The organism is Olivibacter sp. 47, assembly GCF_030372825.1.
In the GTDB taxonomy this organism is placed as follows: Bacteria; Bacteroidota; Bacteroidia; order Sphingobacteriales; family Sphingobacteriaceae; genus Olivibacter; species Olivibacter oleidegradans.
This window is the reverse complement of sequence record NZ_JAUCNR010000001.1, coordinates 781,493-805,681: the sequence shown is the minus strand read 5'-3', so window position 1 is coordinate 805,681 and position 24,189 is coordinate 781,493. Positions and strand designations below refer to the sequence as shown.

Sequence of the window (24,189 nt, the reverse complement as noted above, 5' to 3'; positions counted from 1 at the left end):
AAAAATAAAAGGGGCTGTCATGCACTAGATAGCCCTTTTTATTATAGACCTAGGTCATGGTATATAACTGCGGCAACTTCGTTTATTAAGCGAACACTTTATAAGATTTTAATTAACAATAAATTAATATCAGGCGATTATTTTTGTGATATGGTACGTTTTCGTGTCTGTATCTTTGCAATTGCCTGGATATTATGCTATCCACGTTTTTTAACAGCGCAAACACCTTCTGCTGTTTTGGATATTGGGCATTTAGATCTGTATGATATTCGACCTTCCGATTCCTTATTAGTCATAGAGAATGAACGTTATCTGCAAGCCGAAAGGCAAGACGATAGGCTTAAACAAGCCTTATCCTTGCAAAAGATGGGGCAGATATGTTATAACTCGGGCCTCTTCGCGCAATCATTAAATTACCATCTACAAGCAGAAAAACTGCTGGAGCGAGGAAACCAAAGTCAACGAGCGGCAAACCTGAATGATTTAGCTCTCTTGTTATTTTTAAACAATCAAAGAGAAGAAGCTAAACGCCTTTATTTCCAAGCCTTAAATAGCTATAAAAGATCAGAAGATGTTAAAGGACAAGGAAATACTTATGGAAATCTTGGGCATCTTTATGAAAAATGTAGCGATTACGACAGCGCTTTTTACTTTCAACAAAAGGCTATGCAAGCCTTTGAGCAAATAAATGACTTAGACGGCATAGCTTTAATCAACGAGAATTTAGGAAGTATTTATGAAGATAAGGGAAGGTATGTTGAGGCCTATCAATACTTTACCAAAGCATTGAATCGTTTTAAAGCGAACGGTAATATTCCAATGCTAATTGATGCCTATAATAACATAGGAGATATCAACAGAAAGACGGGCAAATACCAAGAGGCCTTGATCTATACCGGACTGGCCGAAAAGTTAGCTAAAGAAAACAAAGCATGGAGCAGATTAAGTAGTGCTTATAGGGACCTAGGGAAGACCTATAGTTTTCTGAAAAATGCGGATAGTGCATTTTACTATTTAGAGTTGAGTCGGAAGCTGTATATCGAAATCTATAATGAAGATAGTAAAAACCAAGCTGCTCTGCTTAAGGTACTTTACGATATTGATCGTAAAGACGCCCGCATCGCACAATTGGCGAAGGAGCGCAGAACGGCCATTATTATCTATGCAACACTTGGTATTATCGCTTGTTTATTGGTTCTTTTATTCATAATCGTGGTGAGAAACGAGCGGCAAAAAATACGCAATGAAAGGCAGCTTCGCGATCAGGAAACGGATCTGCTACAGGCTAAGCAACGTTTAATGGAAGTAGAGCTGCAAAATAAAAAACTTCAGGAAGAGCAATTACAGATCGAAATCGAAAGCAAAGCAAAAGAAATTACGTCTCATACGCTCCAGGCAATTGAAAAAAATAAATTGCTGGAGGAAATGAAACTGGCTTTGACTGAAATTATTCGAAACGATAGTAGAAGCTATAAAAAAGAGCTTAGGCAATTACTCAATAAGATTAACCAAAGCTTTCATAAAGAAGCTAGCTGGGTTGATTTCCGAAGAGTATTCGAAGAAATTAATCAAGATTTCTTTCTGCATTTACAACAGATTAACCCTGATTTATCTGCGGCAGATCTGCGCCTGGTTTCCCTCATTAAACTCAACATGAATACACCGGACATGGCTGCCCTCTTGGGTATCTCTACAGACAGTCTTCGTGTATCCAGGTATCGTCTTCGTAAAAAATTAGGTGTCGAGCCGGGCAAGAGTTTAACGGCATTTCTTCAAGCTATATAAAGCGTTCTTGTTTATGGTTTAATTAGGCTTTCCACTCGAATACTTGATACTATTGTTACTATTAACAAAGGGTTGATAAGGATTTAATAAGGTGTTGACAAAGGGTTAATAAGGGTAATATCCTTATTAACTCTTTATTAAAACTCTATAAATGCATCATTAATACTATTTCAATAACAGAGAAGAGGTGGGCATAATCTAAATTTAGGACGTATTGTTACAAATTGTTGCCTTTATTTTTAATCATGTTCACTATTTGTAACGCTTGAAAATTGATTTAATTCAGTCAATAAAGGCATTTTTGTGAGAAAAAGAATAATGAACAAAAGAAATAAAGTATACTTCGTTTTAGCGTTTATGGCTACTGTACTGGCTTTTGGTTGTCAATCGGCTAGCAATAAAAATGATAGTAAATCAACTCAACCATTGGATCACCCAACAGATACATTAGTTGCAACGGTCATTACCGAAAAGGTTAAACATGATAGTGATGATCCGGCCATTTGGATTAATTCGGAACAGGTGGAAAAAAGCCTAATTATCGGAACGGATAAAGATAGTGATGGAGCTCTCTATGCTTTTAATCTGCAGGGGAAAATTGTCAAAAGAGTAGAGGGGATTAAAAGGCCGAATAACGTTGATATTGCTTACGGTTTTCAATTGAACGGGAAAAGTGTGGACATTGCGGTGTTGACTGAGCGTGAAACAAATAAAATACGAGTTTTTACGCTGCCTGATTTAAGTCCCGTGGATAACGGCGGAATAGATGTATTTGTAGGTGAAGAGGAGCGAGCTCCAATGGGCATTGCTTTGTATACGCGGCCGAGAGACAAGCAAGTATTTGCGGTGGTAGGCAGAAAATCGGGCCCGGCAGTGGGTTATTTATGGCAATATCGGTTAAGAGACAATGGAGCCGGATCTGTCAGCGGTGACCTTGTACGGAAATTTGGGAAGTATAGTGGCAAGAAGGAAATTGAAGCCATTGCGGTCGATAACGAACTGGGCTATATCTATTATTCCGATGAACAAACAGGGATTCGGAAATATATGGCTGATCCTGCGGTAAATAATAATGAAGAACTAGCTCTTTTCGGACAAAGTGGTTTTTCAAAGGATCATGAAGGAATTGCTATTTACAAAACGGGGGCTGAAACCGGTTATATTCTCGTGTCTAACCAAGGCTCGCATACTTTTATGGTTTATCCTCGGGAAGGAACGAAAGCCAATAAAAGCGAATATCCTTATTAGCTGAAATTCCTGTTAGTGCAATGGAGACGGATGGAGCCGACGCTAGTTCCGTAAATTTAGGAGCGCAATTTCCTGAAGGGATTTTGGTGGCTATGAGTACCAACCGAACCTTTCATGTCTTTGATTGGAGAAAAGTAAACGAGCGAATTATCTCGAAAAAATAAAGGGTTGTTTATCATTGTTTCGTAATAACAAAACGCCGTCTGCGCAACTTGTGCAGACGGCATTGTCAAAACCCACTCCAGTAAATTAACGTTCTTCTTTATCTTGCCTGTATTCAATCTGATCGCAATGATGTACGTGTTTCCCAAAAGGCCTATTGCCTCGCCATTGGAAAGCGAAAATATTGGCTGCTATAAAAAGAAAAATAACGAGAATTGCAGCGACTTTCGAAATGGTCGCCAACACAGGCTTGCGGGAAAATCCCCCATAAATGTAGCCGATTATAAAAATCATGCAGGCTACAAAAAGTATCCGAATTGCAATGAAGACTAACATAATACCAAATTTTAAAATTAAACCTTCTCATAAGGCTTTCACCAAATTTCCTTTTTGATGCAGTTTTTTGCCTTACTGATTTAAAATTAGTGGCTTTGATTTTAGTATTTTAGGAAAGTAGACCAGGATAGCATATGTGTCGACAAACAGCAAAAATTTAACTTCCGAGATTCAATAATTGATTAACTCGTTCCTTGAAAGATTCGCCAACCGGGATTTCTTGGTCTCGAATGCATACGAAATCACGTTTAATGGTCGTGATTTTATTTGCAGCAACCAGGTAAGATTTATGTGTACGTATAAAAGAAAAAGGCTGTAATCGTTCTTCTATCGATTTCATGGTCATGCGCGTCAACACGGGTTTGGATGTAGAGGATAAGTGAATTTTAATATAGTCCTTAAGCCCTTCCACATAGTCTATTTCGTTTATCAAAATCTTAACTAAAGTATACTCAACATGAACGAAGAAGTGATCCGTCTCCTCCTTTTTTGGTGTTACGGCGGTTTGCATGGCGAACAAGTCCTGTGCGCGATTGCAAGCTTTTAAAAATCTCTTAAAGCCAAAGGGCTTTAAGAGATAGTCTACCACCTGTAGATTAAAACCTTCTAACGCATATTGCTCATAAGCGGTAACCAAGATGATCAATGGTGGTTTTTTGAGTGTCTGCAGAAATTCCAGGCCACTTATTTGCGGCATTTGTATATCCAGAAAAATTAAATCGATCGGTTCTTGGTGCAATACAGCTGCCGCTTCCAGCGCATTTCTACAGGATTTTATTAAATTTAGAAAGGGTACTTGCCGAATATTATCTTCCATCAGCTCTCGCACCAATACTTCATCATCTACAATTAAACACCTCATCATATTAGTTTAAGAGTAAGTTGTATGCAAAACAGATTATTGTCTGCATTGGTTTTTAATGCGTATTTCTCTTTATATAAAAGTTCTAAACGCTGTTTCGTGTTCTCCAGTCCTATACCACTTGATCGTTCATGGACGGTTTTATGCTGGCTTTGATAGTGATTTCGAACTTCAAAAAAGAGCACGTCATCCTGTACTGTCAAAGAGATATGGATTTGTGGAGCTTCCAAGTGGGTAACACCGTGTTTAAAAGCATTTTCAACAAATGGTATTAGCAACATGGGTTCAATAACATATTGCTTGTCCTCGGCTGGCCTTGACAGCTGGCTGATTATCCTGACTTCTTGCCCAAATCGCAAGGCTTGCAGCTGAATGTAATTTTCTAAATATTCAATTTCCTTGATTAAAGCGACTTTTTTGCCTTCTGTGTCGTAAAGCATGTAACGCATTATACCTGACAACATAATAAGGGATTCTTCTAATTTATCAGATTTTTTTCGGGCAAGGGACACCATGTTGGTCAATACGTTGAAAAGGAAATGCGGACTGATTTGCGTGCGGAGAAATTTAAGTTCGGCCTGTAATTGAACCGCTAGCCGTTCTTTTTGTAATCGTTCTGCTCGAATCCTGTTTAACACCATACGGTAAACAAAACTTATGACAAAGACAAGAATGGAAGGAGCGAAGAGGAATCTATAAACCAAAGGACTACGGGGAATTTCAGCAAAATAGTTTAAAAGCAGCCAATGCTTTAATCGGAGAGAAACGAAAATTAACAAGAGGCTACCAACTATATATAACCACCAGAATCGTTTATTGAATAGCTTTGGATAAAGAAAATAGGCATTTCCATAAAATATGGCGGCATGTATTATGCCTGTTAGTGTAAAGAGCCAACCGGGTATAGCACCAATTTGATAATTATTGTCAGCAGATCCGATAAGATAGGGCAAAAGCAATAGGACGCTCCATATAAAAATATGAAGAGCCACATGGACTTGCTTGAAGGATAAGGATGTTAACATGCTAACAATGCTTCTTTATCAAGTTTTAAATGAAAGTAAGGAAATAGATTTGCTTGTGCAATCGGTTGTTCGCTACTATATACAATAAGGTTGTTATGGACGACGATTCAGGCATTTGTGTAGACAAAACATAAAATCAACGTACTTGCTTATGCCGATTGCGATCGTAATTAAGGGAATTTCATTGTTTATATAAAAAAGACTACCTTTGCTGCTAATATCGGCGCTCAGCCTTTGTCTTAATAAGTGTGGAGTTAATTTAACCAATAAAATACTTCGCTAAAAAAAATAACCCTTTGTCTACTAAGTCTATATAGAATTTTCTAAAGAATATAGGGCAATTTTTTTATCAACCAATAAATTGAATACAATGAACTTTATTTCAAAAGAAGAGGTATTAAGCGCTTGCCTATCGCCTGAATTGGATAGTCGATTCAAGCATTTATGGCATTTAGTAGGTAATACGCCGATGCTGGAATTACATTACAAATATCTTGGAAAAGCCAATAAGATTTACGTCAAGTGCGAACATTATAATCTAACTGGAAGTATTAAAGACCGGATGGCTTTATATATTATGTATAAAGCTTATTTAGGGTGTCAAATAAAACCAACTGACACCATCGTTGAAGCAACGAGTGGGAATACGGGAATAGCCTTTTCAGCGATTGGCAGGACGCTTGGGCACCCGGTTAAAATTATCATGCCTAACTGGCTTAGTCGCGAACGTATTGACATCATAAAAAGCATGGGAGCCGAGATTGTGTTGGTGAGTAAAGAGGAGGGTGGCTTTTTGGGAAGTATTAAAATGAGTGAAGAGATGGCTGAGAGAGGCGGTGTGTTTTTACCTCGCCAATTTGAAAACAGGTATAATTGTGAAGCACATGAACGAACAACAGGACGTGAAATTTGGGAACAATTAAAAAGCAAAGGCCTACAGCCAGATGCTTTTGTTGCCGGAGTCGGCACCGGTGGGACAGTCATGGGTGTAGGAAGTTATTTACGCAGTGTACATCCCCAAGTTCGGATTCATCCTTTGGAACCGGCCGAAAGTCCTACGCTATCTACAGGATTTAAAGTTGGCTCGCACCGGATACAAGGGATATCTGATGAATTTATACCTGCCATTGTTCAGTTAGATCAATTGGACAAGGTAGTTCGGGCGAATGATGGTGATGCTATTTTGATGGCCCAAAAATTGGCCGAACAGTTAGGATTGGCCGTAGGAATCTCCTCGGGTGCTAATGTGATTGGAGCCATTAAGCTGAAGGAAGAATTGGGGGAAGATGCAGTTGTTGTTACTTTGCTATGTGATGACAATAAAAAGTACTTAAGCACCGATTTGGTTAGAGAAGAACCCGTAAGAGACGGATATATCGCTATGGCAGTTGACTTTAAAGAATATCATCCTATCTGTCGTTTAAAAGAACCTATGTTTGGAGCTTATTGAGATTTAAGGTAAGGTTTTAGGTATAGGGTATAAGGTATGCCGCCCCCTTATACCCTATACCCTACGCTTTATACCTTTCTACCAAACCCTGATTCGTTCATTCTCCGGTTTGTATAGCTTATCGCCTTCTTTTACATTAAAGGCTTTATACCAAGCATCCATATTAACTAGGGGGCCGATTGTCCGTGCTGTAGCAGGTGCATGGGGATCCACCAAAATCAATTGAGCGGCTGTTTCAGGTGTAGTATTCATACGCCATACCTGAGCCCATGATAAAAAGAAACGCTGATCAGGGGTAAAGCCATCAATCTTTTCGTTGGATTGCCCTTGAGGAGTCTTTTTGAATGCTGCATAGGCCATGGCCAAACCGCCCAAATCCGCCAGATTTTCTCCCAAGGTGAGCTTGCCCTTTACATGAAGTGTATCAAGAACGGTGTAGCCATTGTATTGCTCCACCACCTTATTCGCCAATTTTTTGAAATTATCCGCATCTTCTTTTGTCCACCAGTCTTTTAAGTTACCATCGGCAGCGTATTGCCTTCCCTGATCGTCAAAGCCATGCGTCATCTCATGACCGATGACGGCGCCGATCCCACCATAATTAACTGCATCATCTGCCGAAAAGTCAAAAAACGGAAATTGTAAAATACCGGCTGGGAAAGCAATTTCATTGTTTGCCGGATTGTAATAGGCATTCACAGTCGGCGGTGTCATACCCCAACGTGTTCTGTCTACCGGTTTGCCTAACTGGTCCACCATGTCGTTATAGTTCCATATCTTGGCACGGCGGATATTTCCATAATAATCATCCTTCTTTATTTCCAAACCGTCATAGGTTTCCCATTTATCGGGATAGCCGATTTTGGGTGTGAAGGCCTGTAGTTTTTCAATGGCCTTTTTCTTGGTCGTTTCACTCATCCAGTCCAGTGTCTTGATTCGTTCCTCGTAAGTTTCCGATAAGTTCTTTACCAATTCAACCATTCGTTTTTTTGCATCAGGTTTGAAATATTTGGCTACATATAATTGGCCTAATAAGTCACCGATGGAACGATCAATCACTTCAAAACTGCGTTGCCAACGGGGTGTCATCTCTTTCTGACCTGTCAGGGCCTGTGTGAAAGCAAAATTAGCTTTGACAAAAGGCGTGCTTAAGTGTGGTGCTGCAGTTTTAAGCATATTCCATTGCAAATATGTTTTCCATTCGTCAACCGATTTTTTTGCAAGTAGCTTAGATGCCTCGACGAAAAATGAAGGATTGTTGACTATTACGCTGTCTGCATCCTCAATCTTTAGCGTACTAAAAGTCGTCTCCCAATTGAGTTGGGGAGCGTTCTTCTTTAAGTCGGCTAATGTAAGTTTGTTGTAGGTTCTGTAGGGATCTCGCATATCCTCCCGACTCCATTCGGCTTTCGCGAGAGCAGCTTCTATATTCCATATTTGTTCAAACTTTTTAACCGTTTCCGTGTCGTTAGTTCCTGCCAGGGTAAATAGCTGCTGAACATAAGTTTCGTAGGCTTGTTTAATATCACGATTTCTCGTGTTATTAACTAGATAATAGTCGCGATCAGGGAGTGTGAGTCCACCTTGACCAAATTGCGCAATGTTGGCTGCTGTATTTTTTTCGTCTTGATCGACGTAAAAATTATAAAGAGGGGAACCAATTCCAATAGTTCGCTGAAATGCAATTTCTTTGACAACGCCATCGATATCCTTTATACTGTTGATGCGCGTTAAATCATCTTTAATTGGTTCTTTGCCCGCAGCATCGATTCCAACGCTATCCATCGCACTCGAGAAAAAATCCCCCACGCGTTGTTCTACGCTACCTGTTTTTGCATCTTTTTTTGTGGAAACCTCTTCCAAAATGCTCTTTACTGCTTTTGCGTTAAAATCTCGTAGTTGGTTGAAGCTACCCCAACGCGTTTCTTTGGCCGGTACTGGATTGTTTTTCAGCCAGACGCCGCTTGCATAATGAAAAAAATCATCTCCCGGTTTAAAAGTTGTGTCCATATTGGCAGGATCGATTAGTTTCTCAGGAGTATTAGTGAGTGTTGTGCTCTTTTCAGCTTGCGAGCAGCCTTGAAAGACAGCAAAGGCCAGACTGCAGTAAAGTAAAGGGGAATAATACTTCATGTGTGTTAAATTATTTGTTGTAGAAATTTGGCAAATTGAATCATTAAGTTAAAAATAAACAATTCTTTTTTATAGATGCCCAAATGTTTATTGCTTATTTGAACAAATACCGATTTGTTAGTCGGCCAATTTTTTTGAACGAAGGTAAAATTTTTGTTTTTGAATATATATGGATTGGTGTAACAATATTATAAGACGGAGAGGTTTCGGTGTCTGCCGCAAGCTAATTAATGACACCTCTTGACTAACATCTAAGAGCTGATTACAAAATAAATTTGGAAATATTAACACTGTTAACTATGTTTGCTGTGTTATTTGCTTGAGGTATAAAAAATGGGAATAAAGGAACGCAAAGAGAGGCATAAAGAAGATTTGCGTCAGCGTATTTTGGACGCTGCGAAAGTGCTGTTTTTGAAAGAAGGTTATGAAGCTACTTCTATCCGGAAAATAGCATCAGCCATTGAGTTCAGTCCGACTACCATTTATCTTTATTATAAAGATAAAAACGATATTATCTATACGTTACAGAAGGAAGGATTCAAGGTGTTGCGCACTAAATTTTCTGCCCTTAGTAACGTGGATGACCCATTTGAGCGCTTGAAAGCGATGGGGCGAACCTATTTGCAGTTTTCCATGGAAAATCGTGAATTTTATGAGCTTATGTTTATCATGAAGGAGCCTTTGGAATATCTTCAGAAAATTTGCGGTAGCGAGGCAGAGCAGTGGGACGATGGTGTAGAGGCTTTTAACTTTCTGGTTTACACCATCGCTGAATGTCAACGATCCGGTTATTTTAAGGGACATGACACTAAAATGTTTTCCTTGTTGGTTTGGTCGACGTGCACGGCTTGTGTGCGCTTAATATGCACGGGCATATCACCCATGTCGTTGAGAAGCATTTGATTGAGCTAAAGGAGGGGACTCAAATTCTTGATTGCGCTTTTGATAGTTATATTAAATTTTTGGAACAGATAAAAGGTTAATTTTTTTATTCATTAAAGAACACTGTTAATAATGAAAACACTGTTTATAATAACTTGTTGTTTAGTGTTACTGATCCCCTTCTTGTCGAGGGCGCAAATCAGTACGCTAGATGCTTATATCGAGGAGGGAAGACATAACAATTTAGTGCTCAAGAAAAAAAACATTTCCTTGGATAAGGCGATGTTGGCTCTCCAGACAGCAAAGAGTATGTACCAGCCAAGCGTTGCTCTTCAGGCAACTTATAGCACGGCCTCGGGAGGTCGAAATATATTATTGCCTTTAGGTGATTTGATGAACCCGGTATATACGACCTTGAATCAATTGACAAATTCTCAAAACTTTCCTCAGCTGCAGAACGAATCGATCAATTTTTTGCCAAAGAACTATTATGACGCTCGGATTAGAACGACGGTACCCATTATTAATACGGATATTGGATACAATAAACGGATTAATGAGCAACAGGTTCATTTACAAGAATTTGAGGTGCAGACTTACGAGCGTGAATTGGTGAAAAATATTAAGTCGGCCTATTTCAACTTTTTAAATGCACACCAAGCTGTAAAAATATATGAATCGGCATTAAAACTGGCTGAGGAATCCAAGCGGGTTAACGAACGTCTATTGGCAAACGGTAAAGGACTACCGGCCTATGTGCTTCGCGCTAACAGCGAAATCGAGCAGGTAAGATCGCAGGTTACCCAGGCGGAGCAACAACAAATAAACGCTCGGTTATATTTTAACGCATTACTCAACAGAAAAGGAGAGACATTCATAGATACTCTGTATAATGCTGATGCGGCCTTGGAAAAAGCAACTGTTCTGTTACAGGCAGATCCTGATATTCAGTCACGTGAGGAGTTGAAATCACTTCAACAAGTGATAGCTATCAATGAAAATGTCATTAAGATGAACAAAAAGTTTTCCATTCCTAAGATCAGCGGATTTTTGGATTTGGGCTCACAAGCGGAACAAATGCGTTTCAACGATCAATCGCGTTATTTGATGGTTGGTTTGCAATTTGATTTGCCTATATATACCGGTAATAGAAACCGCATAAAAATCAAGCAGTCGCAATTAGAGTTGGCTGACGCATCTCTTAATAGAGCGCATGTGCAGCAACAACTGGAAGTGAGCTCGAGGATCGCGAAGAACAATCTGATTGCCGCGTGGCAGAATTATCACTCTTCTTTAAAACAATTAGAGGCTGCCGCGTCTTATCAACGGCTGATTGAAAAGGGGTATAAAGTAGGTTCTAATACATACATTGAAACAATTGACGCAAGAAATCAATTAACCACTGCTCAATTATCTACACTCATTAATAAATATAACGTCTTGTTGGCTGCCGCGGAGTTGGAAAGGGAAACAGCCACTTATCCATTAAAAAAATAAGATTATGAATAGATTTGGTTCTCTATTAGTACTTCTGGTTGCTTTTGTTTCCTGTAAAAGCACCAGCGATCGATCGGCCGATGGGCTCCGTGAGGATACGATACCCGTAAAATTATTAACATTATCTCAGAAATCGGTGGGACAGCAAATCAAGACATCCGGCGTTTTTACAACCGACAACGAAGCGATTCTTTCTTTTAAAAATGGTGGCGTAGTTAGTAAGATATATGTGAAAGAGGGTGATGCCGTACAAACCGGTCAATTGTTGGCAACGCTGAATCCGACAGAGGTTGCTGCGAGTGTCGGACAGGCTAAGCTTTCTGAGGAAAAAGCACAACGTGATTTTCAGCGGGCCCAAGCCTTATTCAAAGATAGTGTAGCCACCCTTGAACAGTTACAGAATGCCGAAACTGCCCTTCGAATTGCTCAAGAGCAATTGCGGGCAGCCAATTATAATCGAAATCAAACTGAGATTAGGGCGGCTTCAGCAGGTTATGTGCTGAAACGCTTTGTGAATGACGGGCAAGTTGTGGGTCCGGGAAGTCCTGTGCTTCAGTTGAATAGGACGGGGGGCAGCGATTGGCAGTTGAAAGTAGGTGTGAGTGATCAACAGTGGTCGCGTATAGCGGTTGGTGATTCTGCTATTATCTCTTCCGAAGTGCTTGGGAACAAGGTGGCAGCGCTGGTTTATAAAAAATCGGAAGGGATCGACCCCGCTTCCGGTGTATTCACCATTATGCTTAAACTTCTTCCGGGTGATTACGGCAAAAAAATCGGTGCGGGTATGTTTGCCCAAGCTGTCATACAGACGAAGGAAGATGCGTCTCATTGGCAAATACCCTACGACGCTATTTTAGATGGCGATGCCGGAAAGGCTTTTGTTTTCGTTACGAATGACGGAAAAACAGCTAGGCAGGTTGAGGTAAAGGTGGATGCTATTCAACAAAATACGGTGTCAATCTCAGCGGGATTGGAAAACACCCCATCGTTGATTATTTCAGGAAGTGCCTATTTAACAGATGGGTCGCCAATTAAAGTGGTTAAGTAGGTAAGTAGTTGAGTGGTTAAGTCGTTAAGTAGTTGAGTGGTTAAGTGGTTAAGTAGTTAAGTAGTAGAGCAGGAATTCGTTAAGTAGCAGAAAGCTGATTGCTGACTGCTGAAAGCTAAAAAAAATGAACCTTTCATCGTATGCAATAAAGAACAGCCAGTTCACCTTGATTATGGTCATCATGGTGGTAGTAGTGGGCATAAGCACTATGTTAAGCATGCCCAGGGCAGAAGATCCGGAAATGCAAACGCCTATGTTTCCGGTGGTAGTGGTATATCCCGGGACAAGTCCAAAAGATATGGAGGAACTGGTGGTTAAGCCAATGGAAACGAAGATATATGGCTTGGATGATATTAAGCGGATTAAAACTACCATTTTAAATGGGCTCGCTGTATTAACGGTGGAGTATAAGTTTGAAAGTGATTACGATAGTAAATATCAGGAGCTGGTGCGGGAAATCGGCGCATTACGCGCAGAGTTGCCTCAAGATATTTATAATATAGACATTCAGAAGGTGGAACCCAGCGGGGTAAATGTTGTTCAGTTGGCGTTAATATCCCAAAATGCATCCCGAAAGGCATTAAAGAAAGTAGCGGAAAATCTACAAGATGAATTGGAGAAGATTTCGTCACTCAAAGAAGTGAAAATAAGTGGTTTGCCCGAGCAGCTGGTGCGCATAGATGTCCACCCCGATCGTTTGGCGCAGATGCATATCCCACTTAACACGGTGATGGAAGCGGTTCAAAGTGAAGCCGCTAATATTCCGGGCGGTAGCATATTGGGCGGGGGGAAGTCCTTCAGTGTCAAAACCAGCGGTAACTACCAAAGTATCGATGAGATTGGGAATACGATTGTATTTAGTAGCGAAGGGAAGAATGTATTGTTAAAGGATGTTGCGGAAGTTTATCCCGACTTTGCACCTGATGACCACATTACCCGCCTAAATGGTTACCGTTGCTTGTTAATTAATGCGGCACAGAAATCCGGTGAAAATATAAGCAAAACGCAAGAGGCTTATTTGCCTGTTATTGAAAAATTTAAGCAAAGCTTGCCAAAAAACATGGATTTGGTGCTGCACTTTGATCAGGCGGAGAATGTTAATCATCGCTTGAGCGGTTTGGGTATTGATTTTTTAATTGCTGTTTCATTGGTTTTAATTACCTTATTGCCACTAGGAAATCGGGCTTCCATGGTCGTGATGATAGCGATACCTCTTTCTCTTTCCATCGGTTTAGTGCTCTTACATATTTTTGGTTTCAGTTTAAACCAATTAAGTATCGTTGGTTTTGTTGTTGCACTGGGACTTTTGGTGGACGACAGCATCGTTGTGGTTGAAAACATAGAACGATGGCTGCGGGAAGGACATTCAAGGCTTGATGCTGCGATAAAAGGAACAGGGCAAATTGCTATGGCGGTTCTGGGTTGTACGGCAACGCTGGTCATTGCCTTTATGCCATTAATGTTTATGCCGGAAGCTTCCGGTGATTTCATTAGAAGTTTGCCGGTAGCCGTTATCAGCACCGTCATTGCCTCGATGATTATTGCGCTGACGGTTGTGCCCTTTCTATCAAGTCGTTTGTTGAAAGCGCATGAGAACCCGGAAGGAAATGCTGTATTAAGGGCTTTTCAACGGATTATTCACGGAACCTATGCCGTCTTGCTGGATAAGGCGCTTAAAAAACCGTGGATCGCGATATTGGTGGCAGGCATCATTTTCATTGGTTCGCTGGGTTTGATTCCTGTCATTGGCTTCAGTTTGTTCCCGGCATCGGAGAAGCCACAATTTTTAATTGATATTTCTGCACCACAGCAAGCAAGTATATTTTATACCGATAGCATTACCAGACAAATAGAACGAGAATTAAAATCGATTCCTCAGGTGCAGTATTATACAGCGAATGTGGGCAAAGGTAACCCACGTATTTACTATAACGTTGCCCAACAAAATCAGCGCACCGACTTTGCTGAAATTTTCGTTCAACTTAGGAGTGACGTTAAATCAGATGAAAAGGTCGCCATTATCGAAAGGTTAAGAGATGCGTGGACGCCGTACCCGGGCGCTAAGGTAGAAGTAAAAGATTTTGAGCAAGGCGTGCCCATTATATCACCGGTTGAAGTTCGTTTGTTTGGTGAAAATTTAGACACTTTACGATCGTTGGCCGCTCATGTTGAACAAACTTTAAAAGAAACAGAAGGGACCATTTATGTGAATAACCCCGTTAAGAACTATAAAACCGATATTCGTTTAAGCATTAACAAGGAAAAAGCACTAAGTCTTGGCGTGCCTAGTGTTTCCATCGATAGAACAATTCGTATGGCGTTGGCAGGTATCGATTTAGCTACTTATACAAATCCTGCATCAGACGATGACGACTACCGTATACGCCTTAGCGTGCCAAGAGCGGCTTATCCGGATTTATCGGTACTAAATAATCTTTACGTAAACAATGTACAAGGCGTAGCTATACCATTAAAGCAATTAGCCGAAGTCGGCTTTGAGTCGTCGCCTGTCAGCATAAATCACATCAACAAGATACGAACGATTTCGGTTAATGCGTTTGTTAAGAAAGGGTATTTAAATGACCGGGTTATCAATGAGGTAATTAAGAAGATGGATAGTATGAAGCTACCGACCGGTTACCACTACGAAATGGGTGGTGAAGTAGAAAGTAGACAAGAGTCATTCGGTGGGTTTGGAACCGTCATTATGGTTACTGTTTTTCTCTTTATTGCGGTACTCGTATTAGAATTCAAGACCTTCAAGAGTACGCTTATTGTTCTTTCAGTCATTCCATTAGGTATCGTCGGGGCGGTACTGGCGTTGCTGGTCACCGGTAACACGTTATCCTTTGTAGCCACGATCGGTATTGTGGCGTTAGCAGGCATAGAGGTCAAGAACACAATTTTGCTGGTGGATTTTACCAATCAACTCAGGCGTGAAGGTATGGAATTGAATGAGGCAATTGAGAAGGCAGGTGAAATAAGATTTTTACCTATCATTCTAACGACACTGACAGCCATTGGCGGTTTGCTACCGATTGCTTGGTCGAGTAATCCCCTCATTTCGCCTTTGGCTATTGTTATGATAGGCGGATTAATTAGCTCGACCCTTCTGTCGCGGATCATAACACCGGTCGTATATAAACTCATGCCGCCACGAATTGATTAACAGCCTGGCAAAAGAATAGTTATGCAGATACTCATAGCACCTAATGCGTTTAAGAATAGCTTGGCGGCCGATCAAGCAGCCATTGCATTGGCTGAAGGCCTGAAAGAGAGTGGGCTGATATGTTCCCTTAGCTGTTTTCCAATTGGAGACGGGGGCGATGGCACCATGAAGTTGTTGATCAAACATCTGTGTCTGAATACTGTTGAAGTCAATACAATTGATCCTTTAGGTAGGCCAATCAAGGCCAATTACGGCTATGATCAGAAGACTGCTACTGCGTACATTGAAATGGCCGATGCATCGGGGATACGATTGCTAGCCGACAATGAACTAAATCCCATGAAGGCAACCAGTCAGGGAACCGGACTTATGATAAAGGATGCTCTAGTCAGGGGTGCAAGATATGTTATTTTAGGTGTAGGAGGTTCGGCAACCGTGGATGGAGCTTGTGGTATATTAAGCGCAATGGGCGCCAAGTTTCTAGATAAAAAGGGAGAGGAGCTAAAGGTATCTCCATTGGGACTTTTGAAACTTGAAAGAATTGATTTGTCGGGATTAGATAAGCGAATTGAATACTGCCGGTTTACTGTTTTAACAGATGTAAAAAACAAGCTGCTAGGGAGCAAGGGGGCCGCTTTTGTATTTGGACCACAAAAAGGTGCTTCCGTGGAACAACAGGAGATATTGGACGATTTTTTAGAGCATTTGAATTGTATCTGGACAACTCAGCTAAAGAAAGATGCCGGTCGGTTAATAGGAGGTGGTGCAGCAGGTGGGGTGGCTGCGGGATTGTGGGCTATGTTGGATGCCGAGCTATTGAATGGGATTGATTATTTCTTGAAAGTGACGGACTTCGATAAAAAGCTCACCAAAGCCGATTTGCTGATAACAGGAGAGGGGGCTATTGACTTACAAACATTAGATGGAAAAGGCCCTTTCGGTGTGGCATATAGGGCGAAAGCCTTGGGACTACCTGTCATCGGAGTAGCCGGTAACGTCCCCCTGCAAACGAATGAACAAATGGACGCTTATTTTGATATCTTAATTCCAACGGGGCATGGAGCAGTGTCCCTTGAGGAACTAAAAAAATGTACTGCTGAAAACCTAGAACGCACCGGCAAATTGATAGGAAAGTTCCTGCAATTTGCATCAAAAAAAACTGTTAAATAAATTTTATTTATTAGAAAACAAATTCTATATTTGCACTCCGTTTACAAAAGAATACGATTGTTAAATGGAAAGATCGGGGTGTAGCGTAGCCCGGTATCGCGCCACATTTGGGATGTGGAGGTCGTAGGTTCGAATCCTGCCACCCCGACAGACAAAAAGCTCTTGCGAAAGCAAGGGCTTTTGTTGTTTTACAACGAGCCAAGCTTGCTTGAGCGAGTTGTAACAACAAAAGCCAAGCACGTAGTGCGGAGCTTTTTGTCTGTCATCCTCACCTACAGGATCACCGAGCGCAGCGAGGTAATCCAGCGGGAGCCGAGTTCACCAGTTCAATCAGTAAACAACAAAAGCCAAGCACGTAGTGCGGAGCTTTTTGTCTGTCACCCTCACCTACAGGATCACCGAGTGCTGCGAAGTAATCCTGCTACCCTTCCTATACCCAACTTCTGTCAATGGAATGGTTGTCGAGCACGTAAGCATATTGCTCGATTTATTGCTATCCGTTAATGGCTAATAAGTTATGCTTCCACGGTATTAATTGAAATTAAGTATAAAAAAAATTGCGCAAGTAAATGCTTGCTTTTATATTTGCAAGCAAATACTTGCATATTATGGAGGCACGAAGAGATGTATTTCAAGCTATTGCAGACCCGACACGGAGAGCTATTATCGGTATGATTGCAAAAGAACCTGTCAATGTCAACACCATTGCTGAACAGTTTGATGTAAGTCGGCAAGCCATATCACTCCATTTAAAAATATTAGCAGAATGTGGTTTGCTAAATATGAAGCAACAAGGACGTGAACGGATTTGCGAAGCAAAATTGGAAAAACTGAACGAAATAAACGAATGGGTATCACAGTACAAACAGTTTTGGGAAAGCAAATTGGACGCATTGGGCAAATTTCTTAACAACAATAAAAAATCAAAATAATGAACAAGAAAATAGTAGTAATCGAACGTATTTACGAAGCCACGATTGAAAAAGTTTGGGAAGCTCTTACGAATAAAGACCAAATGAAACAGTGGTATTTTGACGTATCCGACTTCAAAGCAGAAGTTGGATTTGAGTTTCAATTTTCTGCAGAAAACGAGGGGAAAATATATTTGCACAAGTGTAAGGTTGTGGAAGCTAAGCCAATAACAAAAATTGCTTATACTTGGAGCTATGAGGGTTATGAGGGACAATCATTAGTAACATTTGAGTTGTTTAGTGAAGACGAGAACAAAACCCGTTTGAAACTGACCCATTCAGGTACGGACAGCTTTCTGTCGCATCCTGACTTCGAAAAAGCAGATTTCAATGAGGGTTGGGAAAGTATCCTTGGGCAATCGCTTCGCAATTTTGTGGAAACAGACAGCTTTAACAAGTCAATTCGCATTCGGGCAAGTCTGAAAAATATTTGGGATATTGTTCTTAATCCTAATAATCAATGGGGAACAGCATTTGGTGGAGGTGCGATTGCAGAAACAGATTGGAATGAAGGCTCGCTAATTATTTGGAGAGATGCAGAAAACAATATCGGTGCAACTGGAGTAGTAGAAGTTCATAGACCGGAAGAATATTTACAACTGCATTACTATGATGATGTGGAACAGAAACCCAAAACCGCATTAGGCGATTACTATGAGAAGTATCGTATCGTTCCTGATAAAGACGGATACATACTTTCCATTGAAGTTGGTAAAATGGCAAAAAGCGATATCCCGTTTCATCAGAAAATGTGGGATGATGCGATAAACATTATCAAGGAACTCTCCGAAAAAGAATAAAACAAAAATTCAAGCTTACTGTATGGATTATTTAGGGTATATAATTGGGATTATCGTCACCTTTCTTATTGGATTTTTTAGCTTTGGAAACAAGGCTAATTAAGATGGAAAATACAACCGAAACAAACACAAAGAAATATTTTCCTGAATCGAGAACAACAAGGTAAGCGGACGGTTATTCAAGGTCAGAAATTGTTTATTTCTCCGAAAACAAAAAGATTGATATGGAACTCTCTTCACAAGCGAAAAACATCTTGGCTCAGATCAATGCTAAAACTAAGCTGGGAGACCTACGAAAAATTGCGGGTGAGATAAAAAAAGACCACGAATTGGCTTTGGAGCTTTGGTCAACAGGCCAATTTTTACCCCGACAGTTGGCAATTTTGATTATGGACAAAAAGCAACTCTCGCAAAAACTCATTGACAATTTGGATAACGACATGAAGCAACATCATGAAGATGAAAGACTTCAACTAATAGACTGGTTAATGGCAAACCAACTTTCAAAAGACAAAAAGACTATTTCATTAATGGAAACTTGGGAAAACAGTCAATCTTCACTACAAAGACGAATTTTTTGGTATTACCAAGCTCGTTTACGTTGGGTTGGACAAACACCACCGTCAAATAGTGAAGAATTACTTTCTAAAATTGAAGCACGTATCGAAAAAGAAGTGCCTGAAGTCCAATGGGCAATGAATTTCACGACGGCTCAAATCGGAATTTTTGAAGAGAAGTATCGTCCGAGATGTGTTGGACTGGGAGAACGTACAGGGCTGTATAAAGATGAAATAGTTGCTAAAAATTGTACACCTAATTATTTGCCCAAATTAATAGCCATACAAGTAGCTAAGCTGAAAAAATAAAGGAGTAGCATATAGATGGATGAGCAAATAGCGGGCTAACAAAAGTTGCCAAAACCCGCACTGGAAATAGCTGTTTTTACATTTATTATTTCCTGTCTAACCAGTGTATAATATTAAGCAGAAATTGGGCATTCTGTGTTGCTGCGGGATGATTCATGCCTCTTTTCTCACTTTTGACACCTTGGAGCTGCGCTGAAAAAGGTGCCCCGTCACCGAATATGACAATTCTTCCTTTACCAAATTCTAAATATGCGCCATTCACTAACCCTCTTCCGGAAATATAAGGAATAGTGTCTGATAATCTTTTTCTTATTTGGGAAACATAGCTAGGGAGGTAGATGCGGTAATCGTCGCCCAATACAGAAATTACATGGGCATGGGTCGGAACAATAAATCCCGTTCCACCCCAGCACATAATGCTATCGATTTTTTTACCGGGACGATTGGTAATCTCATTTAAAATAAGTGTTTTTTTTTCTTTTGAAAATATCTCTGGCCGACCATCCTTTCGAATAGCGAAGCCATTTAGTATGTTGATTCCAAATCTTCCTGCTAGTTCATTGACCGAGGCACCGCAGGGCATATGATCCGTTACAAGAAATAAGCTTCCCCCATTGGCCACCCAATGGCAGAGTTCATTTATTTCGTCTTGGGAAAAGGCCGACCTCGCCGGTAAATCCCAGTCTTCCATATCATACATCGCATTGACGCTTACATAGATCTTGGCTTTTTTTAAAAGTTCTAGAGTCACCTTTTCTTTACTGCTTACTACCTGATAACCGTCACTTGTTAGCAGTTTACCAAAGGCGGCATAGGTCCCCTTCAATGTCGACGCATTATTATGGGCTTCATCAAATAATATTACGGGGCCATTTCCTACCCCGTACATAGGGATGGAAACCGAATAATTAAAGCTTTCGTCCGTCACTTGCTGTGCTATTCCATCAGCTGTCCAAACGACTAATATATACCAAATGACGAAAATTCGATTAAAATCTTCCATATCATAACCTTCTATTTTGCTTTGATCCATACATCGTCTCGAAACATGAGACCTGTGTCGCTTCGTTATCATTCAATAAAAAAATAAGTGGGAAGGCAATGTACGGCCGGGGGGCTGTGCAAAACAGCTTATTGCAAGAAATACGTTTCCGAATAAAATGCTGCCGATGACCACACGAATCTTTTGGAGCGATTGCAGACTTGTTCATTGGATTCATCCGATTATGATTTATTTTTTAATGATCATATGGAATACGCATGCGCTTGTGTTTTTCGAACATGCGTATTTCGTAATTATCTTATGATGCAATGATAACCATTCAGTGATTAGAAGAAGTTCGGATGGATGCAAATGAACGGAATTGCTGTCAACTAGTCTTTGAATTTGCTTTAATGTATTCTTTAGGTGTGAGCTTAGTCGCTTTTTTAAAGGTGGTATAAAATGTAGTTTTGGAATTAAAACCAGCTCTGATAGCAACACCGAGCATATCTAAATGCTTGGTGTCTTCTGATAAGAGTAAAGATTTTGCTTCCTCGGTCCGTAACTCATTTATAAACTGATAAAAGCTCTTACCAAGCCCGTTATTGAGAACATAAGAGAGTTCATGGGTGCTGATGCCAATTTTACCGGAAAGCACTGAAAGTGTCAAACTTGGATCGAGGTACAACTTTTCACTGTCTGTTTTTCTCGTAACGATGGATTTGAGCTCCTCCACTTGTTCTGCGGTAAGCCGTTCATTTAACACTTTCTGGGGTGCAATTCCGTCTTTTTCCGGCGGTTGATATGCCTCGATAGCATAAATTGATTTCTGAGACAGCGTTGAATAGGCCAAAAGAATTATTCCTAAAAAATAAAGGATTGGGGAGTAATAAGTTACGTGAATGCTGGATATGCTCAGTATGCGGATAAAAATCAAAACTAACACGGAAATCAATAGATATCTTAGCCATTCCAGATCTATTTTATCGGTAAAAGAAGAAACTCGTTTTATATTCTTTTGGTGACGACGGAGCAACAAGAAACAGACGATCCAATAATAAACCATCTGGCCAAAAGAAAAATATCGAACGATAAAGCCGATCCACGGAGGTAATATCGGCAGATGGTATTGCCCATTAAAGAATTTTGGCATTAAGTACACCAAAGAAAATACAAGGAAAAGCAAAAAAGGAACGAAGTGGAGAAGCTTATCTTTTTTTGGTAAAGATGGGGACACGTAGCCGGTTACTGCCATATATAGACAGGGAAGCATCGCCCATCTTGGTAGCTCGAGCAGATGAATAAGGAAACTGCCACCTATTTCAAATTCTTCTAGAAAAAGTTGCGTAAAACTGCATGCCAGAATAAAATAGAATGCCCCAAGCCATCGGTTGGCTTGGGTATTTACTTTATCAAATCCAATAAAGAGCAGGGATCCTAATAGCCATAATGCTCCGCCCGAAAAGGCATAAAAAGCAGCTAAGGTATTTATTTCAGACATTAGATATTTTGGACTGTTTTCGTAAATTTATGGTATTTGCGTGAAAGTATGAATTACATATTCCAGATCGGCATAGCCCAATTGTTAATCCTGGCATGTGCTCTTTCTGTATGACACAAGCCATCTTGGTCATCAACCGGTTTAACGCAGGCATTTCGCAATCATAATGCTGTGCTTTAGCGATACTGCTTGATATCGCGATAGGAGGTATTCCCAAAAATAAGATGCTACACTTGGTCATAACTGTTGTTTTTACCAAAGTACATAGGTCTTTATTTTGTACAGTTCGATGTTATCCAACCGAACTAAAAATGCGAGGTTCAATGAAAAACCATTAGGGCGATATGCAGTGTTTAGCGCTTGATAAAAATCATCTTGGATCGTCTTGTATGGGAGCGGAATTTACTCGGGCGAGTATGTCCCATCAATTTTACAAGCACCTTGTCATGAGGTTTTGATACGGTTTATAAATAGGTGTTTTTTCTTTATGTTTTATCTTTTAAGTGGTTAAAATTCATCTATTTGCCTCCGGTGACATCGATGAAAATGCCTGTAGAATACGAAGATTTTTCTGACGCAAGCCATAAAATAGCTTCAGCTACTTCTTCTGTCAAACCACCTCTTTTCAATGGTATGCCTTCTTTTAGTCGATTAATTCTATCAGGTTCCCCGCCATCGGCATGTATATCGGTATAGATAAATGCAGGACGAACGGCATTTACCCGAATACCCTCGTCCGCCACCTCTTTAGACAATCCGATCGTAAGGCTATCCAACGCTCCTTTAGTGGCTGCATAATCAATATACTCAAAAGGTGCACCGGTTCTGGAAGCAATGGATGAAACATTAACAATGGTGCCGCCTTTGCCACCTAATTTTGTAGACATACGTTTAATCGCTTCCTTACAACAAAGAAACGAACCAAGGATGTTGGCTTTGAACATCCGCTGTAACCTGGCATAATCCATATCGACAAGCTTCATCTGATGTTCCAGTATGCCTGCATTGTTAACGAGGCAATGGAGATTTCCAAACCGGCTATCAATTACGGAAAACAAATGAAGGATTTCATCTTCTTTAGAAACGTCGGCCTGAATTGCAATGGCTTCGCCTCCCATGGAAAGAATTTGGTTGACAACCTCATTCGCTGCCTTATGATTTTTTTGGTAATTAACTGCTACTGCATAACCATTTCGGGCGGCAAGAAGCGCTGTCGCAGCGCCAATTCCTCTACTTGCACCTGTTATTAGTATTGTTTTCATAGTAATACTTTCTTTCCTTTATAATTTGCCAATTACTTCCGTATCTATAATGTTTTGGGTAAGCTCTGATTTGAGCTTGATAAGCTCGCCCAACAATCTGGTTTCACGAACGCTGTCCTGCTGATGCATCTGCTCCGCTATCCGTACTATTTCATGATTCAGCGTTTCTATTTCCGTTCTTCTTTTGTTTCGAATATCCTGTAAAGTCGATATCGCTTGTCCTTCAGACAACTGACTTATTTGCAGCAAACCGGTTTCGACTTCGTCCTGACGAATTGCTATCCCTTTTTCTGTAGCAATATTAATACATTCTACAATGATTCTGCGTGCAATTTTTAGCGCGTCCTGACTTCTATGAAATATACCATTGTCAATTTCCAATAAGGGGCAAATGGAATTGAAAACGCAATTTATAATAGCTTTCTTCCAAATAATATGCTGTAAGTGGAGTTCGCTTCTGAACCTAAAATTTGGTGTATTGAGGTGGTTGACAACCCTTTCCAGATCAGCCTTATTTCCCCGTTCAATACCGATTGGACAAATGTCTACGGGCTTAAACCTTATATTAGATTGGTTGATTAGCTGACTAGTTACGAAGAGTACACAACGGTATAGCTGTGGATATCCGTGATCTAGAAAGGACTGCTCTATACCTAACCCATTTTGCAAGAGAACAATAGGGGAGTTACCTGTTCTTCCTTTTAGTGCACGCGCCAATTGTTCATTCCCAAACGATTTGTTGGAGAGAACAACAATGCCATCAATCATTGGAAGCGAATCCAATGTTGTAATTTTGACATTGGCTTCGAGGGTCACGCCATTTTGGATTTCAATACCTATACGCCTGGTTGTTGTGCAAGCATCTTTTACCCTTCCTCTGATTACGGTCACTTTTCTTCCGGCAAGTTTAAGGAAAACGGCGAGCGCTTTGCCGATGGCTCCTGAACCGATAATAAATATGTGTTTTTGAACTGAGTCCATTGTTGCTGGTTTTAGGCGATCTTACGGTACATACTATAGTAGGTGTTTTTTCGGGATCG

General features: G+C 40.4%; 19 protein-coding genes and 1 tRNA gene. 12 read left to right on the top strand and 8 right to left on the bottom strand.

Annotated elements, in window-relative coordinates; all coding sequences use genetic code 11:
* Positions 1–150: 150 nt before the first annotated feature.
* Entirely contained in the window at positions 151–1,785 is a 1,635-nt protein-coding gene (locus tag QT327_RS03480; RefSeq protein WP_289552025.1) for a tetratricopeptide repeat protein, read from the top strand.
* Between the two features lie 303 nt (positions 1,786–2,088).
* Positions 2,089–3,033 carry a phytase gene (locus QT327_RS03475; protein WP_289552023.1) on the top strand — a complete coding sequence of 315 codons (945 nt, stop codon included), beginning with the start codon at positions 2,089–2,091 and terminating at the stop codon, positions 3,031–3,033.
* Positions 3,034–3,282: 249 nt separating this feature from the next.
* On the opposite strand, the gene QT327_RS03470 is transcribed toward QT327_RS03475, so the two are convergent.
* The 3 genes from QT327_RS03470 to QT327_RS03460 all read right to left on the bottom strand — a co-directional run bounded on the left by QT327_RS03470 (position 3,283) and on the right by QT327_RS03460 (position 5,418).
* Positions 3,283–3,531 (bottom strand): hypothetical protein, encoded by a 249-nt coding sequence (locus QT327_RS03470; RefSeq protein WP_289552021.1) that lies wholly within the window; start codon positions 3,529–3,531, stop codon positions 3,283–3,285.
* 157 nt (positions 3,532–3,688) lie between these two features.
* Positions 3,689–4,396 (bottom strand): LytR/AlgR family response regulator transcription factor, encoded by a 708-nt coding sequence (locus QT327_RS03465; protein ID WP_130858500.1) that lies wholly within the window; start codon positions 4,394–4,396, stop codon positions 3,689–3,691.
* On the bottom strand, positions 4,393–5,418 hold the full coding sequence (locus tag QT327_RS03460) for a sensor histidine kinase (RefSeq protein ID WP_289552020.1): 1,026 nt from the start codon (positions 5,416–5,418) through the stop codon (positions 4,393–4,395). Before QT327_RS03460 ends, QT327_RS03465 begins: the two co-directional genes overlap by 4 nt.
* A gap of 370 nt (positions 5,419–5,788) precedes the next feature.
* Here QT327_RS03460 and QT327_RS03455 point away from each other — a divergent pair, with 370 nt between their 5' ends.
* On the top strand, positions 5,789–6,868 hold the full coding sequence (locus QT327_RS03455) for a PLP-dependent cysteine synthase family protein (RefSeq protein ID WP_289552019.1): 1,080 nt from the start codon (positions 5,789–5,791) through the stop codon (positions 6,866–6,868).
* 78 nt (positions 6,869–6,946) lie between these two features.
* Here the strand turns inward: QT327_RS03455 and QT327_RS03450 are convergent, their stop codons facing one another.
* Complete coding sequence (locus tag QT327_RS03450; protein WP_289552018.1) at positions 6,947–9,001, bottom strand: M13 family metallopeptidase; 2,055 nt, start codon at positions 8,999–9,001, stop codon at positions 6,947–6,949.
* Positions 9,002–9,334: 333 nt separating this feature from the next.
* Between QT327_RS03450 and QT327_RS03445 the strand changes: the two genes are divergently transcribed.
* From QT327_RS03445 to QT327_RS03405, 9 genes are all read left to right on the top strand, one after another.
* Positions 9,335–9,904 (top strand): TetR/AcrR family transcriptional regulator, encoded by a 570-nt coding sequence (locus QT327_RS03445; protein ID WP_289552017.1) that lies wholly within the window; start codon positions 9,335–9,337, stop codon positions 9,902–9,904.
* 111 nt (positions 9,905–10,015) lie between these two features.
* A complete protein-coding gene (locus QT327_RS03440; RefSeq protein WP_289552016.1) occupies positions 10,016–11,380 on the top strand; it encodes a TolC family protein in 1,365 nt (454 codons plus the stop codon).
* 4 nt (positions 11,381–11,384) lie between these two features.
* On the top strand, positions 11,385–12,428 hold the full coding sequence (locus QT327_RS03435; protein WP_289552014.1) for an efflux RND transporter periplasmic adaptor subunit: 1,044 nt from the start codon (positions 11,385–11,387) through the stop codon (positions 12,426–12,428).
* 124 nt (positions 12,429–12,552) lie between these two features.
* A complete protein-coding gene (locus tag QT327_RS03430; protein WP_289552013.1) occupies positions 12,553–15,597 on the top strand; it encodes an efflux RND transporter permease subunit in 3,045 nt (1,014 codons plus the stop codon).
* A gap of 21 nt (positions 15,598–15,618) precedes the next feature.
* A complete protein-coding gene (locus QT327_RS03425; RefSeq protein ID WP_289552012.1) occupies positions 15,619–16,767 on the top strand; it encodes a glycerate kinase family protein in 1,149 nt (382 codons plus the stop codon).
* 74 nt (positions 16,768–16,841) lie between these two features.
* Positions 16,842–16,915: transfer RNA gene (locus QT327_RS03420), tRNA-Pro, on the top strand.
* A 460-nt stretch (positions 16,916–17,375) separates the two neighbouring features.
* Positions 17,376–17,699: an ArsR/SmtB family transcription factor gene (locus QT327_RS03415; RefSeq protein WP_502910520.1), complete on the top strand. Its 324-nt coding sequence runs from the start codon at positions 17,376–17,378 to the stop codon at positions 17,697–17,699.
* A complete protein-coding gene (locus tag QT327_RS03410) occupies positions 17,699–18,538 on the top strand; it encodes an SRPBCC family protein (protein ID WP_165447093.1) in 840 nt (279 codons plus the stop codon). Before QT327_RS03415 ends, QT327_RS03410 begins: the two co-directional genes overlap by 1 nt.
* A 224-nt stretch (positions 18,539–18,762) precedes the next feature.
* Entirely contained in the window at positions 18,763–19,404 is a 642-nt protein-coding gene (locus QT327_RS03405) for a DNA alkylation repair protein (RefSeq protein ID WP_289552010.1), read from the top strand.
* 85 nt (positions 19,405–19,489) lie between these two features.
* Here QT327_RS03405 and QT327_RS03400 read toward each other — a convergent pair whose 3' ends face one another.
* The 4 genes from QT327_RS03400 to QT327_RS03385 form a co-directional block, all read right to left on the bottom strand.
* A complete protein-coding gene (locus tag QT327_RS03400; RefSeq protein WP_289552009.1) occupies positions 19,490–20,437 on the bottom strand; it encodes a hypothetical protein in 948 nt (315 codons plus the stop codon).
* A 337-nt stretch (positions 20,438–20,774) separates the two neighbouring features.
* Positions 20,775–21,887, bottom strand: a complete 1,113-nt coding sequence (locus tag QT327_RS03395) for a helix-turn-helix domain-containing protein (RefSeq protein ID WP_130858490.1) — start codon at positions 21,885–21,887, stop codon at positions 20,775–20,777.
* 518 nt (positions 21,888–22,405) lie between these two features.
* Complete coding sequence (locus QT327_RS03390; protein WP_130858489.1) at positions 22,406–23,149, bottom strand: SDR family oxidoreductase; 744 nt, start codon at positions 23,147–23,149, stop codon at positions 22,406–22,408.
* A gap of 18 nt (positions 23,150–23,167) precedes the next feature.
* Positions 23,168–24,130 (bottom strand): ketopantoate reductase family protein, encoded by a 963-nt coding sequence (locus tag QT327_RS03385; protein ID WP_013667816.1) that lies wholly within the window; start codon positions 24,128–24,130, stop codon positions 23,168–23,170.
* Positions 24,131–24,189: the final 59 nt, after the last annotated feature.

Excerpts from the sequence above, each read along its gene's own strand:
- QT327_RS03480 (WP_289552025.1), top strand. The coding sequence starts at position 151 with ATGGTACGTTTTCGTGTCTGTATCTTTGCAATTGCCTGGATATTATGC.
- QT327_RS03470 (WP_289552021.1), bottom strand. The coding sequence starts at position 3,531 with ATGTTAGTCTTCATTGCAATTCGGATACTTTTTGTAGCCTGCATGATT.
- QT327_RS03465 (WP_130858500.1), bottom strand. The coding sequence starts at position 4,396 with ATGATGAGGTGTTTAATTGTAGATGATGAAGTATTGGTGCGAGAGCTG.
- QT327_RS03460 (WP_289552020.1), bottom strand. The coding sequence starts at position 5,418 with ATGTTAACATCCTTATCCTTCAAGCAAGTCCATGTGGCTCTTCATATT.
- QT327_RS03455 (WP_289552019.1), top strand. The coding sequence starts at position 5,789 with ATGAACTTTATTTCAAAAGAAGAGGTATTAAGCGCTTGCCTATCGCCT.
- QT327_RS03450 (WP_289552018.1), bottom strand. The coding sequence starts at position 9,001 with ATGAAGTATTATTCCCCTTTACTTTACTGCAGTCTGGCCTTTGCTGTC.
- QT327_RS03445 (WP_289552017.1), top strand. The coding sequence starts at position 9,335 with ATGGGAATAAAGGAACGCAAAGAGAGGCATAAAGAAGATTTGCGTCAG.
- QT327_RS03440 (WP_289552016.1), top strand. The coding sequence starts at position 10,016 with ATGAAAACACTGTTTATAATAACTTGTTGTTTAGTGTTACTGATCCCC.
- QT327_RS03435 (WP_289552014.1), top strand. The coding sequence starts at position 11,385 with ATGAATAGATTTGGTTCTCTATTAGTACTTCTGGTTGCTTTTGTTTCC.
- QT327_RS03430 (WP_289552013.1), top strand. The coding sequence starts at position 12,553 with ATGAACCTTTCATCGTATGCAATAAAGAACAGCCAGTTCACCTTGATT.
- QT327_RS03425 (WP_289552012.1), top strand. The coding sequence starts at position 15,619 with ATGCAGATACTCATAGCACCTAATGCGTTTAAGAATAGCTTGGCGGCC.
- QT327_RS03415 (WP_502910520.1), top strand. The coding sequence starts at position 17,376 with ATGGAGGCACGAAGAGATGTATTTCAAGCTATTGCAGACCCGACACGG.
- QT327_RS03410 (WP_165447093.1), top strand. The coding sequence starts at position 17,699 with ATGAACAAGAAAATAGTAGTAATCGAACGTATTTACGAAGCCACGATT.
- QT327_RS03405 (WP_289552010.1), top strand. The coding sequence starts at position 18,763 with ATGGAACTCTCTTCACAAGCGAAAAACATCTTGGCTCAGATCAATGCT.
- QT327_RS03400 (WP_289552009.1), bottom strand. The coding sequence starts at position 20,437 with ATGGATCAAAGCAAAATAGAAGGTTATGATATGGAAGATTTTAATCGA.
- QT327_RS03395 (WP_130858490.1), bottom strand. The coding sequence starts at position 21,887 with ATGTCTGAAATAAATACCTTAGCTGCTTTTTATGCCTTTTCGGGCGGA.
- QT327_RS03390 (WP_130858489.1), bottom strand. The coding sequence starts at position 23,149 with ATGAAAACAATACTAATAACAGGTGCAAGTAGAGGAATTGGCGCTGCG.
- QT327_RS03385 (WP_013667816.1), bottom strand. The coding sequence starts at position 24,130 with ATGGACTCAGTTCAAAAACACATATTTATTATCGGTTCAGGAGCCATC.